This window comes from Vibrio sp. M260118, from assembly GCF_036533755.1.
Classification (GTDB): domain Bacteria; phylum Pseudomonadota; class Gammaproteobacteria; order Enterobacterales; family Vibrionaceae; genus Vibrio.
Map to the genome: position 1 here is coordinate 1 of NZ_JATABG010000731.1, position 403 is coordinate 403.

Sequence of the window (403 nt, forward strand, 5' to 3'; positions counted from 1 at the left end):
TGGTATTGGTGCGCCATATGTAATCACCACTGAGGTTAATATGTTCCCAACCAAGTGGCGATAGGTGAGCAATCAGATCTCCATCCGCTTCGATACCTTTTCGTTTAAGGGCCTCTATAGCTCTTTCTATATACACCGTATTCCATAATGTAATTGCTGCTGTAAGTAGAGTCAGTCCACTTGCTCGATAGCTTTGATTCTCAAGTCTTCGATCTCTTATTTCCCCAAGCCGATGCATAAAAACAGCTCTAGCAAGAGCATTACGTGATTCACCCTTATTCAAACCAGCTTGTACTCTGCGGCGCAAAGCCGGATCTCGAAGCCAATCAAGCATGAACAACGTTCTTTCTAATCTGCCAATTTCTCTTAATGCTTTAGCTAATCCATTCTGTTTGGGGTAACT

Annotated in this window: 1 protein-coding gene; it reads right to left on the reverse strand. The window is 42.9% G+C overall.

The window, feature by feature from the left end; translation table 11 throughout:
• The coding region (locus QTO00_RS20900) for a Tn3 family transposase (protein WP_331426412.1) at positions 1-403 on the reverse strand (403 nt) is incomplete at both ends.